Raw genomic sequence first — 17216 nt, 5'->3', positions numbered from 1 at the left:
CGCATGTCCGACGCCCTGCCCGACGTGAGCCGTGACGCCTGGTCGGGGGTCCACCGCGGACCCCTCCGCGAGGGGGAGTGGGTGCGGCTGACCGACCAGAAGGGCCGCCGGCACAACTTCGAGCTGGTCCCCGGCAAGCGCTTCTTCTCCAACCGCGGCCACCTCGAGCACGACGAGCTGATCGGCCGCGAGGAGGGCTTCACCGTCACCTCCTCGGCCGGCGGCGAGTACCTCGTGTTCCGGCCGCTGCTCTCGGAGTTCGTCGTCTCGATGCCCCGCGGTGCCGCGGTCGTCTACCCCAAGGACGCCGCGCAGATCGTCGCGATGGCCGACATCTTCCCCGGCGCGCACGTCGTCGAGGCCGGCGTCGGGTCCGGCGCCCTGACCTGCTCGCTGCTGCGCGCTGTCGGCCCGTTCGGCAAGGTCTCCTCCTACGAGCGGCGCGAGGAGTTCGCCGAGGTCGCCCGCAAGAACGTCACCCAGTTCTTCGGCGCCCCCGACGGGCAGACCCACCCCGCCTGGCAGCTCACCCTCGGCGACCTCGCCGAGGCGCTGCCGGCCTCCGGCGAGCGCTGCGACCGGATCATCCTCGACATGCTCGCGCCCTGGGAGTGCCTCGACGCCGCCGCGGACGCCCTGGTCCCCGGCGGGATCGTGTGCGCGTACGTCGCCACGACCACCCAGCTCTCGCGGTTCGTCGAGACCGTGCGGCTCCACGGCGGGTTCACCGAGCCGCAGCCGTGGGAGTCGCTCGTGCGCGACTGGCACGTCGAGGGCCTCGCGGTCCGGCCCGGTCACAAGATGATCGGCCACACGGCGTTCCTGGTGACCGCGCGCCGGATGGCCCCCGGTCAGCGACCGCCGCTGAAGAAGCGCCGCCCCGCGCCGGGTGCCTACGGACCCGACTACCAGGGCCCGCGGCCCCCGGGCGTGCCGGTCGAGGAGACCCCCGCGGAGGACTGACGCGCGCACCGCGTCCGAATCGTGACCCTCGCGGCGATTCGCCCCCTTCCGTCCTCGGGATCCGCGGGTAGGGTCGCTCACCACGAGGAGGTGCGCCGATGACATCCGACATCCCCAGCTCGGGCAGCCGCGCTCAGGACGGTCCCAGCCCCGAGGAGCTCGCGAGCCACGTCCGGTTCCTGGAGGCCGAGGTGACCGACCTCCGCCGCCGGCTGAGCGACTCGCCCTCGCACCACCGTGGCCTGGAGCTCCGGCTCGCCGACGCCCAGCGCTCGCTCGCTGCCGTCACGTCGCAGAACGAGCGACTCGCCAGCACCCTGCGCGAGGCGCGCGACCAGATCATGAAGCTCAAGGAGGAGGTCGACCGGCTCGCCCAGCCGCCGGCCGGCTTCGGCACCTTCCTGGCCCGCAACGAGGACGACTCGGTCGACGTCTTCACCGGTGGTCGCAAGCTGCGCGTCAACGTCAGCCCCACCGTCGACCTCGACACGCTGAGCCGTGGCCAGGAGGTCATGCTCAACGAGGCGCTCAACGTCGTCGCCGCGCTCGAGTTCGAGCAGGTCGGCGAGGTCGTGATGTTCAAGGAGGTGCTCGCCGACGGCGAGCGCGCCCTGGTCATCGCCAACGCCGACGAGGAGCGCGTCGTCCGCCTGGCCGAGCCGCTGCGCGGCGAGACCATCCGGGCCGGAGACAGCCTGCTGCTCGACTCCCGCGCCGGCTACGTCTACGAGAAGGTCCCGAAGTCGGAGGTCGAGGAGCTCGTCCTCGAGGAGGTCCCCGACATCGCCTACGAGTCGATCGGCGGCCTCGGCGGCCAGATCGAGCAGATCCAGGACGCGGTCGAGCTGCCGTACCTCTATCCCGAGCTCTTCCGCGAGCACCAGCTCAAGCCCCCCAAGGGCGTGCTGCTCTACGGCCCTCCCGGCTGCGGCAAGACGCTGATCGCCAAGGCGGTGGCCAACTCTCTGGCCAAGAAGGTCGCCGCGCGGCACGGGACCGACGGGACGGGCCAGGAGGTCAAGTCCTACTTCCTCAACATCAAGGGCCCCGAGCTGCTCAACAAGTACGTCGGCGAGACCGAGCGCCACATCCGCCTGGTCTTCCAGCGGGCCCGCGAGAAGGCCAGCACCGGCACGCCGGTCATCGTGTTCTTCGACGAGATGGACTCCCTGTTCCGCACCCGCGGCTCCGGTGTCTCCTCCGACGTGGAGAACACCATCGTCCCGCAGCTGCTCAGCGAGATCGACGGCGTCGAGCTCCTGGAGAACGTCCTGGTCATCGGCGCCTCCAACCGCGAGGACATGATCGACCCCGCGATCCTGCGCCCCGGCCGCCTGGACGTGAAGATCAAGATCGAGCGCCCGGACGCCGAGTCCGCGCGCGACATCTTCTCCAAGTACCTCACCCCCGACCTGCCGCTGCACGCCGACGACCTGGCGGAGTTCGGGGGGGACCGCGAGGCCACCGTCGCCGGCATGATCCGGGCGACCGTCGAGCGGATGTACGCCGAGACCGAGGAGAACCGCTTCCTCGAGGTCACCTACGCCAACGGCGACAAGGAGGTCCTGTACTTCAAGGACTTCAACTCCGGCGCGATGATCCAGAACATCGTCGACCGCGCGAAGAAGATGGCCATCAAGGACTTCCTCGACCAGCAGCAGCGCGGCCTCCGGGTCGCCCACCTGCTGCAGGCGTGCGTCGACGAGTTCAAGGAGAACGAGGACCTCCCCAACACCACCAACCCCGACGACTGGGCGCGGATCTCGGGCAAGAAGGGGGAGCGGATCGTCTTCATCCGCACCCTCATCAGCGGCAAGCAGGGCACCGAGCCCGGCCGGTCCATCGACACCGTCGCCAACACGGGCCAGTACCTCTGAGGCGTTCACGCCGGGGCCGTTGCGGGTAACGGTCCCGGCGCGGCGGCCACCCCCGAGGCCGCCCGGACAAAGGAGACCCCTGTGCTCAAGATCCTGCTGATCGTCCTCGTCGTGCTCGCGATCCTCTACGTCGCCTCGATGGTGCTCCGCCGCCGCTGAGGCACGACCGCTCCGCCCGCTGGCCGGGCACCGGGCCGACGATCGTCGCCCGGTGCCCGGCCAGTGGTCATCTCGCCACGGCGCGCCCGACGAAGCCGTGCGTCCACGGCCGGGAGACGGCCGGCCCGGGGAGGTCGGACTCCTCGAGGTCCTCGACGACCAGGCCTGCGGCGGCGACCAGGGCCGGGACGTCGCGGCTCAGGTGGCAACCGCCGCACACCGTGCGCTGCACCGGGTCGAGCCGGCGTTGCCAGGTGGCCACCCGCGCGTCCGGCGCCAGGCCGTGCTCGAGGAAGTGGAACGACCCGCCGGGGCGCAGCACGCGGCGTACCTCGGCCAGCGCGAGCGCGGGGTCGGGGATGGTGCAGAGCGTGAACGTCGACAGCACGGCGTCGTACGCCGCGTCGTCGGCGTCGAGCCGCTGGCCGTCGAGGCCGGTCCGCCGCACCGGCACCCGGGCCGCCGCCCGCCGGTCGGCCGACATCCGCCAGGCCAGGTCGGAGGGCTCGACCGCGTCGACGGCGACCACCTCGGGCGGGTAGCAGGGCAGGTTCGCCCCGCTGCCGAACCCGATCTCCAGCACCCGCCCGGCGAGCCCCGTGCAGGCGGCCCCGCGCAGCGCGGTGACCTCCTCGCCGGCCAGCGCGCGGTCGGTGAGGTGGGGGACGACCCGCTCGGTCCACAGACCCATCCGCCCAGCGTAAGCCCGCCGTCCCCGTAGGCTCGGGGACATGAGCGTCCGCCGAGTGATGGGCACCGAGGTCGAGTACGGCATCTCGGTCACCGGCCAGCCGCTGGCCAACCCGATGGTCGCCTCCTCGCAGGTGGTCAACGCCTACGCGTCGGCGACCGCCAAGGCCCGCCGGGCACGGTGGGACTTCGAGGAGGAGTCGCCGCTGCGCGACGCCCGCGGCTTCGACATGTCGCGCCAGGTGGCCGACCCCAGCCAGCTCACCGACGAGGACCTCGGGCTGGCCAACGTCATCCTCACCAACGGGGCGCGGCTCTACGTCGACCACGCCCACCCGGAGTACTCCACGCCCGAGGTGACCACGCCGCTGGACATCGTGCGCTGGGACAAGGCGGGGGAGCAGGTGATGCTCGACGCGCAGCGCCGGGCCGCGCTGCTGCCGGGTGGCGCGCCGATCGCGCTCTACAAGAACAACACCGACGGCAAGGGGGCGTCCTACGGGGCGCACGAGAACTACCTGATGCGCCGGTCCACGCCGTTCGCGGAGATCGTCAAGCACCTCACGCCATTCTTCGTCAGCCGCCAGGTCGTCACCGGCGCCGGCCGCGTCGGCATCGGGCAGGACGGCCGGGAGACCGGCTACCAGATCAGCCAGCGCTCGGACTTCTTCGAGGTCGAGGTCGGCCTCGAGACGACGCTGAAGCGCCCGATCATCAACACCCGCGACGAGCCGCACGCCGACCCGGAGAAGTACCGCCGGCTCCACGTGATCATCGGCGACGCCAACCTCGCCGAGGTGTCGACGTACCTCAAGGTCGGCACGACCGCGCTGGTGCTGGCGATGATCGAGGACCGGTTCATCACCGTGGACCTGTCCGTCGACGGGCCGGTCTCCGCGCTGCGGTCCCTGTCCCACGACCCGACGTTGCGGCAGACGGTCACGCTGCGCGACGGCCGCCGGCTGACCGGGGTGCAGCTGCAGCTGGAGTACCTCGACCTGGCCCGCAAGTACGTCGAGGACCGGTACGGCGCCGACGCCGACCCGCAGACCGTCGACGTGCTGGCCCGCTGGGAGTCGGTGCTGGACCGGCTCGAGCGCGACCCGATGCTGTGCGCCCGCGAGCTGGACTGGGTGGCCAAGCTGCAGCTGCTGGAGTCCTACCGCTCCCGCGACGGGCTGGACTGGGACGACGCCAAGCTCGCGCTGATCGACCTGCAGTACTCCGACATCCGCCCCGAGAAGGGCCTCTACGCCAAGCTGGTCGCGAGCGGCCGGATCGAGCGGCTGCTCGGCCAGGCCGAGGTCGACGACGCCATGCACGACCCGCCGGTCGACACCCGCGCCTACTTCCGCGGTCGCTGCCTGGAGAAGTACGCCGAGCACGTCGCCGCCGCGTCCTGGGACTCGGTGATCTTCGACCTGCCCGGTCGCGAGTCGCTCCAGCGCGTGCCGACGCTCGACCCGCTGCGCGGCACGAAGGCGTCGGTCGGCGCCCTGATCGACCGGTGCCGTACGGCCGAGGACTTGTTCACCGCACTCACCCGCTGACTGAGTAGGTTGATGACATGGCACAGGAGCAGAAGCAGCCGAAGAGGTCCTCGGAGACCGAGGAGGTCGTTGAGACCGCCCCGGAGACCGACGTCGCCGAGCGCAAGGAAGCCCTGGACAACGACGTCGACGACCTCCTCGACGAGATCGACGACGTCCTGGAGACCAACGCCGAGGACTTCGTGAAGTCCTTCATCCAGAAGGGCGGGCAGTAGGCCTTGTCCGATCCCCGTCTGCCCGCTGCCTACCTGCAGCCGGGCGTCTCGTCGTTCGCCGACTTCCTGGCCGCCCAGGCTCCCGACCTGCTGCCGGCGCGCCGGGCGGTGCCTCCGGGCAACGCCGGCGACCTGGCTCCGCACGGCACGACCATCGTCGCCGCGACCTTCCCCGGTGGCGTCGTGATGGCCGGTGACCGCCGCGCCACGATGGGCAACATCATCGCCCAGCGCGACATCGAGAAGGTCTTCCCGGCCGACGAGTTCTCCGCCGTCGGCATCGCCGGCACTGCGGGCCTCGCGGTCGAGATGGTCCGGCTGTTCCAGACCGAGCTCGAGCACTACGAGAAGATCGAGGGCACGACGCTGTCGATGGACGGCAAGGCCAACCGCCTCGCCGCCCTCATCCGCGGCAACCTCGGGATGGCGATGCAGGGCCTCGCGGTCGTGCCGCTCTTCGCCGGCTACGACCTCGCCGCCGACCAGGGCCGGATCTTCAGCTACGACGTCACCGGCGGCCGCTACGAGGAGACCGCGTTCCACTCGGTCGGCTCCGGTTCGCTCTTCGCCCGCGGCGCGCTGAAGAAGCTCTACCGCGACGACCTCAGCGCCGAGGACTGCGTGACGGTCGTCGTCCAGGCGCTCTACGACGCCGCCGACGACGACTCCGCCACCGGCGGCCCCGACCTCGCGCGCCGGATCTTCCCGGTCGTGCAGGTCATCACCGCCGACGGCGGGCGCCGGATGGCCGACGACGACGTCGCGGCGATCGCCGACCGGGTCGTCGCCGGGCGCATGGTCCGCCCCGACGGACCCGCCGCACCGTTGACCGGCCCGACCACCGGCTCCACCACGGGAGGGGACGCCCGATGAGCACGCCGTTCTACGTCTCGCCCGAGCAGCTGATGAAGGACCGGGCCGACTTCGCCCGCAAGGGCATCGCCCGGGGCCGGTCCGTCGTCGCGGTGCAGTACGCCGACGGCGTGCTGTTCGTCTCCGAGAACCCCTCGCAGGCGCTGCACAAGGTCTCCGAGATCTACGACCGGATCGCCTTCGCGGCGGTCGGGCGCTACAACGAGTTCGAGAACCTCCGCATCGCCGGGGTCCGCCTCGCCGACATGCGCGGCTACGCCTACGACCGGCGCGACGTCACCGGCCGTGGGCTCGCCAACGCCTACGCCCAGACGCTCGGCACGATCTTCTCCAGCGGCGGCGAGAAGCCCTACGAGGTGGAGATCTTCGTCGCCGAGATCGGTGACGAGGCCGCCGCGGACCAGGTCTACCGGCTCACCTACGACGGGCAGGTCGCCGACGAGCACGGGTACGCCGTCATGGGCGGCGCCGCCGACGCGGTCACCGCCCACCTCAAGGAGCACTACCGCTCCGGAGCCGCGCTCGAGGAGGCCCTGAAGACGGCCGTCGCCGCGCTCGGCCACACCGAGACCGAGGACCGCGTCATCGCGGTCGACGACCTCGAGGTGGCCGTGCTCGACCGCACCCGCAGCCAGCCGCGGAAGTTCTCCCGGCTCGCGCCGGCCCGGCTCGAGACGCTCCTCGGCGGCCGGGGCGAGACCTCGCCCTCGCAGGTCCACCCCGACCCGGAGCCCCCGGCCGCGGACCCCGAGCCCCCCGTGGCGCCGCCGATCTCCTGATCGACCCACCCGCTGGTTGAGGAAGGCGCGCTAGCGCCTGTCTCGAAACCCGGTGACACCCGCTGGTCGAGCAGCGAGCGCAAGCGAGCGTCGACGAGACCCGGTGAGTGTGGCTGCGGCCCTGCGCCTCTCACCGGGTCTCGTCGACGGTCGGCGCTGGGGCGCCTCCCTGCTCGACCAGCGAGAGCGGCCCTCCTGCTCGACCAGCGGAGGGCGGCGGTCGCCGCGGGTCGCACCCGTGCCGACCATCCGGTGCGTAGTGTTCAGCCATGGACCGCCGGATCTTCGGGATCGAGAACGAGTACGGCGTCACGTGCACGTTCAAGGGCCAGCGTCGGCTCTCGCCCGACGAGGTCGCGCGCTACCTGTTCCGCAAGGTCGTGAGCTGGGGCCGCTCCAGCAACGTCTTCCTGCGCAACGGCGCCCGGCTCTACCTCGACGTGGGCAGCCACCCGGAGTACGCCACGCCCGAGTGCGACGACGTCGTCGAGCTGGTCACCCACGACAAGGCCGGTGAGCGGGTGCTCGAGGGCCTGCTGCTCGACGCCGAGCAGCGGCTGCACGACGAGGGCATCGCCGGCGAGATCTACCTGTTCAAGAACAACACCGACTCCGCCGGCAACTCCTACGGCTGCCACGAGAACTACCTGGTCGGCCGGGCCGGCGAGTTCTCCCGCCTCGCCGACGTGCTCATCCCGTTCCTGGTGACCCGGCAGATCATCGTCGGCGCCGGCAAGGTCACGCACACGCCGCGGGGCGCCGGCTACAGCGTCAGTCAGCGCGCCGAGCACATCTGGGAGGGCGTCTCGAGCGCCACGACCCGGAGCCGGCCGATCATCAACACCCGCGACGAGCCGCACGCGGACGCCGAGAAGTACCGCCGCCTGCACGTCATCGTCGGCGACTCGAACATGAGCGAGACGACGACCCTGCTCAAGGTCGCCAGCTGCGACCTGGTGCTGCGCATGATCGAGGAGGGCGTGGTCATGCGCGACCTCACGATGGAGAACCCGATCCGCGCGATCCGCGAGATCTCCCACGACGTCACCGGCACCCGCAAGGTCCGCCTGGCCAACGGTCGGGAGGCCAGTGCGCTGGAGATCCAGGGGGAGTACCTCTCCAAGGCCCGCGACTTCGTCGACCGCCGCGGCATCAGCACCCCGGTCATCGAGCAGGCGCTGGACCTGTGGGAGCGCGGTCTCAAGGCGATCGAGTCCGACGACCTCGGCCTGGTCGACACCGAGATCGACTGGGTCATCAAGTGGAAGCTGATCGACGCCTACCGCGCCAAGCACGGCCTGCCGCTGGGCCATCCGCGGGTCGCCCAGCTCGACCTGGCGTACCACGACATCCACCGCGGCCGCGGCCTCTACTACCTGCTGGAGAAGCGGGGGAAGGTCGCGCGGGTGACCACCGACCTGAAGATCTTCGAGGCCAAGTCGGTGCCGCCGCAGACCACCCGCGCGCGCCTGCGGGGGGAGTTCATCCGCAAGGCCCAGGAGCGCCGGCGCGACTTCACCGTCGACTGGGTGCACCTCAAGCTCAACGACCAGGCGCAGCGCACGGTGCTGTGCAAGGACCCGTTCCGCGCCCACGACGAGCGGGTGCAGCGCCTCATCGACGGCATGTGAGCCTCCCCCAGGTCCCTCTCAGGGACCGCTTGTAGGGTGAGCGCCGCTCCGACCCCAGATCCCGAAGGTGAACCTCGTGCTCCGACGACTCCGTCGCCCTGCCCTTGTCCTGGTCCCCGTGCTCCTCGCCGCCTCGCTGACCGCGTGCGGCGACGACGAGGGCGGCAGCGGCGCCGGCGGTGACGCGGAGCGCCTCGACGCGGTCGAGGTCTCCGGCGACGTCGGCGAGGAGCCGAAGGTCGAGTGGAAGGGCGTCATGGAGGCCGGCGACATCGAGGCCGAGACCCTCGTTGAGGGCGACGGCGAGGAGCTGGCCGACGGCGACAAGGTCGTCACCCACATCTGGATCGGCAACGGCTTCACCAAGTCCAAGGCCTACAGCACCTACGACGAGGGCGGCGAGCCGCAGACGCTGACGGTCGGCGACGACCTGGCCCCGATCTTCGCCGACGCCCTGGACGGCCAGACGCTCGGCTCCCGCGTCGCCGTGACCGCCTCGGCGGACGAGGCGTTCGGCGAGGTCGGCAACCCCCAGCTCAACATCGCCAACAAGGACACCGTGCTCGTCCTCGTCGACCTCGTCGAGGAGTTCGTGCCGCCGAAGCCCAAGGACGTCGGCGCCGACGAGATGCCGGGCATCGTCTTCGGGCCGAAGGGCGACCCGGTCCGCCTGCGGTTCAAGGGCCTGCCCAAGCCGAAGGCCGACGACGACCTCAAGCGGTACGTCGTCCGCGAGGGCAAGGGCGAGACCCTGACCACCGACAGCACCGTCAAGGCCGACTACCTCGGCATGGTGTACGCCGCGGGCAAGCCGTTCGACGAGTCGTTCTCCAAGAAGCCGGTCGAGTTCTCGCTGCAGCAGGTCGTGCAGGGCTGGACCTACGGCCTCGCCGGCGTGAAGGCGGGCAGCCGCGTCCTGCTCTCGATCCCGCCGGAGCTCGGCTACGGTGACCAGGCGCAGGCCGCCATCCCGGCGGGCAGCACGCTGTACTTCGTCGTCGACATCGTCTCGGCGAAGTGACGCCGGGCCCCGGCCGCCTGCGGCCGGGGCGCACGCCTGCGAGGACGGGGGAGCGATGAGCGGGACGACGGGCAAGAAGACCGAGCGCCTGCTCAACCTGCTCATCATGCTGCTGGTCCAGCGGCGCTACGTGCCCAAGGAGCGGATCCGCTCGATCCTCTACCCGGGCACCAGTGACGAGGCGTTCGAGAAGATGTTCGAGCGCGACAAGGACGAGCTGCGCTCGCTGGGCGTGCCGATCGAGGTCGGCCAGCTCGACGCCTACTTCGACGACGAGCCGGGCTACCGCATCCGCCCCGACGAGTTCGCGCTGCCGGCCATCGACCTCGAGGCAGACGAGGCGTCGGTGATCGCCCTGGCGACCAAGGTGTGGGAGCACGCCCGGCTCGCCGACGCGACGACCGAGGCGGTCCGCAAGCTCGTCGCGCTCGGCGTCCCCGTCGACGTCAGCGCGCTGGACATCGTCGAGCCGCGGCTGAGCGCCGACGAGCCGTCCTTCGACGTCTTCCTCGAGGCCACCACCGAGCGCACGCCGGTGGAGTTCTCCTACCAGCGCAGCGGCGAGACCGCGCCGACGCTGCGCCACCTGCAGCCGTGGGGCGTCGTCCGCTACTCCGGCCGGTGGTACGTCGTCGGGCTCGACACCGACCGCGGTGCCGAGCGGGTCTTCCGGCTCTCCCGCGTGCAGGGCGAGGCGCGTCGCACCGGCGAGCCGGGGTCGTACGACGTCCCGCCGGGCACCGACGTGCGGGCCGTGGCCCGCCGGCTGGCGCCACCTCCGACCAGCGACCGCACCGTGGTGCTGGTGCGCGCGGGCGCCGGGCACGCGCTGCGACGCAACGCCGACGAGGTCGAGACCGGGGTCCCCGGCCCCGACGACCGGACCGCCTGGGACCGGCTGGTCCTGTCCCGCGGCATCCCCGGCGCGGCCGACGAGATCCTCGCCCACGGCGCCGACGTGCTCGTCGAGGAGCCGGCCCGGCTGCGCGAGCAGGTCGTCCAGCGGCTCCGCGCGGCGCTGGCCGCCGACCCGCACCTCGGGCAGGCGTCGTGAGCACGCGGCGTACGCCCGGGCCGGCCAAGCAGCCGGCCAAGCAGCCGGCCAAGCAGCCGGTCAAGCAGCCGGCCAAGCAGCCGGCCAAGCAGCCGGCCAAGCAGCCGGTCAGCGGCGCCAAGGACCAGGTGGCGCGGCTGTTGGCGCTGGTGCCGTACCTCCACGCCCACGGGCAGGTCCGCGTCGACGAGGCGGCGACCGCCCTCGGCGTGGCGCCCGACCAGGTCGTCAAGGACCTCAAGGTGCTGCTCATGGTCGGCCTGCCCGGTGGCTACCCCGACGACCTCATCGACGTCGACCTGGACTCCCTCGAGGGCCCGGAGGCCGACGGCGTCATCCGCATCGCCAACGCCGACTACCTCGCGCGGCCGCTGCGGCTCACGCCGACGGAGGCGACCGCGATCATCGTGGCGCTGCGCGCCCTGCGGGGCGGGGCGGGGGAGGAGACCCGCGGCATCGTCGACCGCGCCCTCGCCAAGCTCGAGGCGGCCGCCGCGGAGGCGGCGCCCCAGGTGGACCCCGGGCTCGACGCGGCCGACGTCGACCTCGCGCTGCGGGCGACCCGGCTGCAGCAGGCGGCCGACGAGCGGCGCCAGGTGCGGATGACCTACTGGGTGCCGAGCCGCGACGAGCAGACCGAGCGCGTCGTGGACCCGCGCGGGGTCGTCAACCACCACGGCTTCTCCTACCTCGACGCCTGGGACCACGGGGCCGAGGCGCCGCGGCTGTTCCGGCTGGACCGCATCCACGAGCTCGAGGTGCTCGACCGGCCGATCGAGACCGAGCCGGCGGCGCCGCGCGACCTCAGCGAGGGCATCTTCAGCCAGGCCGAGGAGACCCGCCGGGTCACCCTGCACCTGGACCCGCCGGCGCGGTGGGTGACGGAGTACTACGCGGTCGAGGAGGTCCGCCCCGCCGCCGACGGCTCGCTCGAGGTCGACCTGGTCGTCGCCGACGAGCGCTGGCTGCTGCGCCTGCTGCTCCGGCTGGCCCCCCATGCGAGGGTGGTCCACCCCCAGGAGCTCACCTCGATGTTCACCGCCGCGGCGCAGGATGCGCTCGGTCTCTACGGGGGCCCGGGCGTAGGATGGCCCGAGCACGACGACCCGGCACCCCAGCACTCGTGAGGACCCTCATGCTCCCGCTCATCGCAGGACTCGGCACCACCGAGCTGCTCATCATCCTGGCCGTGCTGATCCTGCTCTTCGGTGCCTCCAAGCTCCCCGAGCTCGCCCGCGGCAGCGGCCGCGCCCTGCGCATCTTCAAGGCCGAGACCAAGGGCCTGATGGACGACGACGAGGACGAGGGCGCGAAGACCCCCGAGCAGCGCGAGCTCGAGGCTCGTCAGCAGGCCCAGTTGGACGCCGAGACCGAGCGCCAGCGCCGCGGCGACACCGCCTGATCCGGGCTCCGCTTGTCCATCTCCGGGGTCCTCGACCTCTTCCGGGGTCGACCGCACCACCCGGTGGGCGCGGGCGGCCGGATGGCGCTGTCGGACCACCTGCGTGAGCTGCGCGCACGCCTGCTCAAGGCGTCGATCTTCTTCGTCATCGCCTTCGTCATCGGGCTCGTGCTCTACGACCCGTGGCTGCTCGACCTGATCCTCGACCCCTACAACGACGCCCAGGCGGCGCTGCCGGGTGTGGAGACCAAGGCCTACATCGCCTCGGCCGGCGGACCGCTGCTGCTGCAGCTCAAGCTCGCCGGGGTCGCCGCCATCGTCGCCAGCAGCCCGTTCTGGCTCTACCAGATCTGGGCGTTCATCGTGCCCGGCCTGCACGCCCACGAGCGGCGCTGGACCCGCGTCTTCGCCGCCATCGCCGGTCCGATCTTCTTCGTCGGCGTCGGCACCGGCTACTACGTGCTCCCCAAGGGTCTCGAGGTGCTGATCGGCTTCACCCCCGACGGCCTGGAGAACCTCGTCGAGTTCGGTGAGTACTTCGGGTTCTTCACCCGGATGCTGCTGGTCTTCGGCGTCGCCTTCGAGATCCCGCTGTTCGTCATCATGCTCAACCTCGCCGGCGTGGTCAGCGGCAAGGCGCTGGGCCGCTACCGGCCGTGGATCATCATCGGCACGTTCGTCTTCGCGGCCGTCGCCACACCGTCGACCGACCCGTTCTCGATGCTCATGCTCGCCCTGCCGATGCTGCTGCTCTTCGTCGTCGCCGAGGTCGTCGCCCGGCTCGTCGACCGGTCCCGCGGGCGCGGGGCGGACAGCACCGACCAGTGGGACGACGACGCCCTCTCGCCGCTGTGAGCACGCCGCAGGTCCCCTCCGACCTGGCGCCGGTCGACCCCTTCGACCTGCCCGAGTGGCTGGGCGCCGACGAGGTCACCTGGCACCCCGAGTCCGGGGTCCGCACCGGGCACCTGGTCCGCGGCCTGCTGGCCGCGGGGGAGGAGCGGCTCGCCTGCGACCTGCTCGCGGTCGACGAGGCCTGGCCCGCGCCGGTGACCGACGAGCCGGCCCGCCGCCGGGCGCACCAGGCGTGGCGGCACGGCCAGGTCGACGTCGTACGCCGCGACGAGAGGTTGACGCTCGCCGTGCCGGGGACGTCGTTCACCGCCGACCTCGTGCTCGACGCCCTCGAACGCCTGGCCAGGTCGGTCGGGGCGGACCCCGACCGCTACGCGGCCCACCTGCGGATCGGCACCGAACGCCGCTCGCGGTAGGCCGTGCGCCGGTAGGGTCCGCCCGTGGCCGGCAGCTCCCGCGAGATCGCGCTCCTGACGAACCCCACGGCCGGGCAGGGCCGTGGCGGCCGGTACCGCGCAGCCGCGCTGGGCCGGTTCCGCGACGCCGGGCTGGTCGTGCGGGACCTGGTCGGCCGCGACGCCGACGAGGCGCTCGACCTGGCCCGCTCCGCGGTCGCCGACGGCGTCGAGGCGCTGGTGGTCTGCGGCGGCGACGGGATGGCGCACCTGGGCGTGCAGGCGCTCGCCGGCACCGGCACCCCGCTCGGGCTGGTGCCCGCCGGCACGGGCAACGACGTCGCCCGCTACCTCGACATCCCGCGCTCCGACCCGCTCGCCGCGGCCGACCGGGTCATCGCCGGCCGCACCCGCACCATCGACCTGGCCCGGTGCGGCTCGAAGTGGTTCGTGACCGTGCTCGCCGCCGGCTTCGACGCCATCGTCAACGAGCGGGCCAACGCGATGACGTGGCCGCGGGGCCAGATGCGCTACAACCTGGCCACCCTCGCCGAGCTGCGCGTCTTCGAGCCGCTGCCCTACGTGATCGAGGTCGACGGCCGGCGGATCCGCACCGACGCGATGCTCGTCGCGGTCGGCAACGGCCCGTCGTTCGGCGGCGGGCTGCGCATCACCGAGGGCGCCTTGCTCGACGACGGCATGCTGGACGTCGTGATCATCAAGCCGCTGAGCAAGGCGGGCCTGGTGCGTGCCTACCCGCGCCTGTTCAAGGGCACCCACACGCAGCTGCCCCAGTACGAGCACCACCGCGCCCGGACCGTCACGGTCGCGGCGCCCGGGATCGTGTCGTACGCCGACGGCGAGCGGTTCGGCCCGCTGCCCCTGACCGTCGAGGCCGTGCCCGGCGCGCTTACCGTTCTCGCATGAGCGCGGATCAGCACGACGACGACCAGCTCACCCCCGCGCAGCGCTACGCGGCGTACCGCGCCACCAAGCAGCACCCGGTGCTCAAGGACTTCCGCGCGCTCCACGACTTCCCGCTCGACGACTTCCAGGTGCGTGCCTGCGAGCACATCGAGGAGGGCCGCGGCGTGCTCGTCGCGGCGCCCACCGGGTCGGGCAAGACGATCGTCGGCGAGTTCGCGATCCACCTCGCGCTCGCGACCGGCCGCAAGGCGTTCTACACCACGCCGATCAAGGCGCTGTCGAACCAGAAGTACAACGACCTGGTCCGCCGCTACGGCCCCGAGCAGGTCGGCCTGCTGACCGGCGACAACGTCGTCAACGGCGAGGCGCCGATCGTCGTGATGACCACTGAGGTCCTGCGCAACATGCTCTACGCCGGGTCGCGCACCCTCATCGGCCTGGGCTTCGTGGTCATGGACGAGGTGCACTACCTCGCCGACCGCTCCCGCGGCGCGGTGTGGGAGGAGGTCATCATCCACCTGCCCGAGTCGGTCTCGCTGGTCTCGCTGTCGGCGACGGTCTCCAACGCCGAGGAGTTCGGCGAGTGGCTCGAGACCGTCCGCGGCGACACCGCCACGATCGTGGAGGAGAAGCGGCCGGTCCCGCTCTACCAGCACGTCATGGTCGGCCGCCGCCTGCTGGACCTGTTCGCCTCCTCCGACGTCGACGCGGCCGCCGGCTTCGTCAAGGAGGGGGCGCCGGTCAACGACGAGCTGATGAAGGTCGCCCGCGACGACTGGGCCGCCTCGCGGATCAAGGACCGCCGCTCCCCGCGCGGGTCCGGCGCGCGCGGCGCCAAGCAGGTCGGCAACGGCCGGCGGGTGTGGATCCCCAGCCGGTACGACGTCATCGACCGCCTCGAGCGGGAGAACCTGCTGCCGGCGATCGTCTTCATCTTCAGCCGGGTCGGCTGCGACGCGGCCGTCACGCAGTGCCTCAACGCCGGCGTGCGGCTCACCAGCCCGGCCGAGCGCGACGAGATCCACACCTACGTCGAGGAGGCGACCCGTCACCTGGCCAAGGAGGACCTCCACGTCCTCGGCTACCACGACTTCCTCGAGGGGCTCACCCGCGGCGTCGCCGCCCACCACGCCGGCATGCTGCCGGCGTTCAAGCAGTGCGTCGAGGAGCTCTTCCTCCGCGGGCTGTGCAAGGTCGTCTTCGCCACCGAGACGCTCGCGCTGGGCATCAACATGCCGGCCCGCACGGTCGTCATCGAGAAGCTGAGCAAGTGGAACGGCGAGACCCACGCCGACATCACGCCGGGGGAGTACACCCAGCTCACCGGTCGCGCCGGCCGCCGCGGGCTCGACGTCGAGGGCCACGGCGTCGTCATGTGGCAGCCGGGCATGAACCCCCGCGAGCTGGCCGGCCTCGCCTCGACCCGCACCTACCCGCTCCGCTCGTCGTTCCGCCCGTCGTACAACATGGCGGTCAACCTGGTGAACCAGTTCGGCCGCGCCCGCTCGCGCGAGCTGCTCGAGCAGTCCTTCGCCCAGTTCCAGGCCGACAAGGCCGTCGTCGGGCTGGCGCGCCAGCTGCGCAAGAGCGAGGACGCGCTCGACGGCTACCGCGAGGCCGCGCAGTGCCACCTCGGCGACTTCATGGAGTACGCCGCGCTGCGCCGCCGGATCTCCGACGTCGAGAAGGAGGCGAGCCGCTCGCGCCGCCAGGACCGCCGCGACGAGGTCATCGCCTCGCTGGCGCGGCTCAAGGTCGGCGACGTCATCGACGTGCCGTCGGGCAAGTTCGCCGGGTACGCCGTCGTGGTCGACCCCGGCTACAGCGACGAGGGCCCGCGGCCGTACGTCGTGACCCTCGACCGGCAGGCCCGCCGCCTGGCGATGATGGACTTCCAGACGCCCGTCGAGTCGCTCACCCGCCTGCGGGTGCCGCGCAGCTTCAACGGTCGCAACCCGCAGATGCGGCGCGACCTCGCCGCGGCGCTGCGCAACCGCACCCGCGACCTCCCGCCGGCCCCGCTTAGGCGGCGCAAGGGCTCACCGGACTCCGACGTCGACCCGGTGGTCGCCGACCTGCGCGGCCGGCTGAAGGCGCACCCCTGCCACGCCTGCCCCGAGCGCGAGGACCACAGCCGGTGGGCCGAGCGGTACTTCAAGCTCGAGCGGGACGCCCAGACCCTCGCTCGCCGCGTGGAGAACCGGACCAACACCGTCGCCCGCCAGTTCGACCGCGTCTGCGACGTGCTTACCGTGCTCGGCTACCTCGAGGGCGAGGAGGTCACCGACCGCGGCCGGCACCTGATGCGGCTCTACTCCGACATGGACCTGCTCGCCGCCGAGTGCATGCGGCACGGCCTCTGGGACGACCTGACCGCCTCCGAGCTCGCCGCGGTGCTGTCGGTGCTGGTCTTCGAGGCGCGCCGCGCCGACGACCAGTCCTCGCCGCGGATCCCCGGCGGGCGGGTTCGCCCGGTCGTCGAGCGGATGCTGCAGGTCTGGGGCGACCTCGACCGGCTCGAGAAGGACCACCGGCTGGACTTCCTGCGCCAGCCGGACCTGGGCTTCGCGTGGATGGCCTACCGTTGGGCCGAGGGCGACGAGCTCGACGACGTCCTGAGCGCCTCCGAGCTCGCCGCCGGCGACTTCGTCCGCTGGATGAAGCAGCTGCTCGACCTCGCCGGCCAGGTCGCCGACGCCGCCGGCGACACCCCCCTGCGCCGCACGGCCCGCGACGTCGTCAAGCAGTTGCGCCGCGGCGTCGTCGCCTACTCCGCCATCGCCGACTGACCCCGCCGCTGGTCGACCCCTCCGGCTGGTTGAGGA

General features: G+C 72.1%; 16 protein-coding genes. 15 read left to right on the top strand and 1 reads right to left on the bottom strand.

Annotated elements, in window-relative coordinates; translation table 11 throughout:
* Positions 1-3 precede the first annotated feature (3 nt).
* Complete coding sequence (locus tag QWY29_RS11735) at positions 4-963, top strand: tRNA (adenine-N1)-methyltransferase (RefSeq protein ID WP_300961031.1); 960 nt, start codon at positions 4-6, stop codon at positions 961-963.
* A gap of 98 nt (positions 964-1061) precedes the next feature.
* Positions 1062-2840: a proteasome ATPase gene (gene arc / locus QWY29_RS11730; protein ID WP_300961028.1), complete on the top strand. Its 1779-nt coding sequence runs from the start codon at positions 1062-1064 to the stop codon at positions 2838-2840.
* 226 nt (positions 2841-3066) lie between these two features.
* Here the strand turns inward: arc and QWY29_RS11725 are convergent, their stop codons facing one another.
* Positions 3067-3690 carry a class I SAM-dependent methyltransferase gene (locus tag QWY29_RS11725; protein ID WP_300961026.1) on the bottom strand — a complete coding sequence of 208 codons (624 nt, stop codon included), beginning with the start codon at positions 3688-3690 and terminating at the stop codon, positions 3067-3069.
* A gap of 40 nt (positions 3691-3730) precedes the next feature.
* Here QWY29_RS11725 and dop point away from each other — a divergent pair, with 40 nt between their 5' ends.
* The 13 genes from dop (at position 3731) to QWY29_RS11660 (ending at position 17180) form a co-directional block, all read left to right on the top strand.
* Complete coding sequence (dop, locus tag QWY29_RS11720; protein ID WP_300961024.1) at positions 3731-5239, top strand: depupylase/deamidase Dop; 1509 nt, start codon at positions 3731-3733, stop codon at positions 5237-5239.
* Positions 5240-5256: 17 nt separating this feature from the next.
* Positions 5257-5454, top strand: coding sequence for a ubiquitin-like protein Pup (locus QWY29_RS11715; RefSeq protein WP_300961022.1), 198 nt, complete (start codon positions 5257-5259; stop codon positions 5452-5454).
* A gap of 3 nt (positions 5455-5457) precedes the next feature.
* Complete coding sequence (gene prcB, locus QWY29_RS11710; RefSeq protein ID WP_300961020.1) at positions 5458-6327, top strand: proteasome subunit beta; 870 nt, start codon at positions 5458-5460, stop codon at positions 6325-6327.
* Positions 6324-7106 (top strand): proteasome subunit alpha, encoded by a 783-nt coding sequence (prcA, locus tag QWY29_RS11705; RefSeq protein WP_300961017.1) that lies wholly within the window; start codon positions 6324-6326, stop codon positions 7104-7106. The genes prcB and prcA overlap by 4 nt, the downstream gene beginning before the upstream one ends.
* 269 nt (positions 7107-7375) lie before the next feature.
* Entirely contained in the window at positions 7376-8737 is a 1362-nt protein-coding gene (gene pafA / locus QWY29_RS11700; protein ID WP_300961015.1) for a Pup--protein ligase, read from the top strand.
* 118 nt (positions 8738-8855) lie between these two features.
* The gene (locus tag QWY29_RS11695) at positions 8856-9758 is read left to right on the top strand and encodes an FKBP-type peptidyl-prolyl cis-trans isomerase (RefSeq protein WP_300961013.1); all 903 of its coding nucleotides are present in this window, start codon (positions 8856-8858) and stop codon (positions 9756-9758) included.
* 55 nt (positions 9759-9813) lie between these two features.
* The gene (locus QWY29_RS11690; RefSeq protein ID WP_300961011.1) at positions 9814-10812 is read left to right on the top strand and encodes a helix-turn-helix transcriptional regulator; all 999 of its coding nucleotides are present in this window, start codon (positions 9814-9816) and stop codon (positions 10810-10812) included.
* Positions 10809-11939: a WYL domain-containing protein gene (locus QWY29_RS11685; RefSeq protein ID WP_300961009.1), complete on the top strand. Its 1131-nt coding sequence runs from the start codon at positions 10809-10811 to the stop codon at positions 11937-11939. Before QWY29_RS11690 ends, QWY29_RS11685 begins: the two co-directional genes overlap by 4 nt.
* Positions 11936-12214, top strand: coding sequence for a Sec-independent protein translocase subunit TatA (gene tatA / locus QWY29_RS11680; RefSeq protein ID WP_300961006.1), 279 nt, complete (start codon positions 11936-11938; stop codon positions 12212-12214). The genes QWY29_RS11685 and tatA overlap by 4 nt, the downstream gene beginning before the upstream one ends.
* 12 nt (positions 12215-12226) lie before the next feature.
* Positions 12227-13069 carry a twin-arginine translocase subunit TatC gene (tatC, locus tag QWY29_RS11675; protein ID WP_300961004.1) on the top strand — a complete coding sequence of 281 codons (843 nt, stop codon included), beginning with the start codon at positions 12227-12229 and terminating at the stop codon, positions 13067-13069.
* A complete protein-coding gene (locus tag QWY29_RS11670) occupies positions 13066-13485 on the top strand; it encodes a hypothetical protein (RefSeq protein ID WP_300961002.1) in 420 nt (139 codons plus the stop codon). Before tatC ends, QWY29_RS11670 begins: the two co-directional genes overlap by 4 nt.
* Before the next feature lie 24 nt (positions 13486-13509).
* Positions 13510-14391 carry a diacylglycerol kinase gene (locus QWY29_RS11665; RefSeq protein WP_300961000.1) on the top strand — a complete coding sequence of 294 codons (882 nt, stop codon included), beginning with the start codon at positions 13510-13512 and terminating at the stop codon, positions 14389-14391.
* Complete coding sequence (locus QWY29_RS11660; RefSeq protein WP_300960998.1) at positions 14388-17180, top strand: DEAD/DEAH box helicase; 2793 nt, start codon at positions 14388-14390, stop codon at positions 17178-17180. The genes QWY29_RS11665 and QWY29_RS11660 overlap by 4 nt, the downstream gene beginning before the upstream one ends.
* Positions 17181-17216 lie beyond the last annotated feature (36 nt).

Origin of the sequence: Nocardioides abyssi (assembly GCF_030412915.1) — a bacterium.
In the GTDB taxonomy this organism is placed as follows: Bacteria; Actinomycetota; Actinomycetes; order Propionibacteriales; family Nocardioidaceae; genus Nocardioides; species Nocardioides abyssi.
This window is presented reverse-complemented; position numbering and strand designations above follow the sequence as displayed.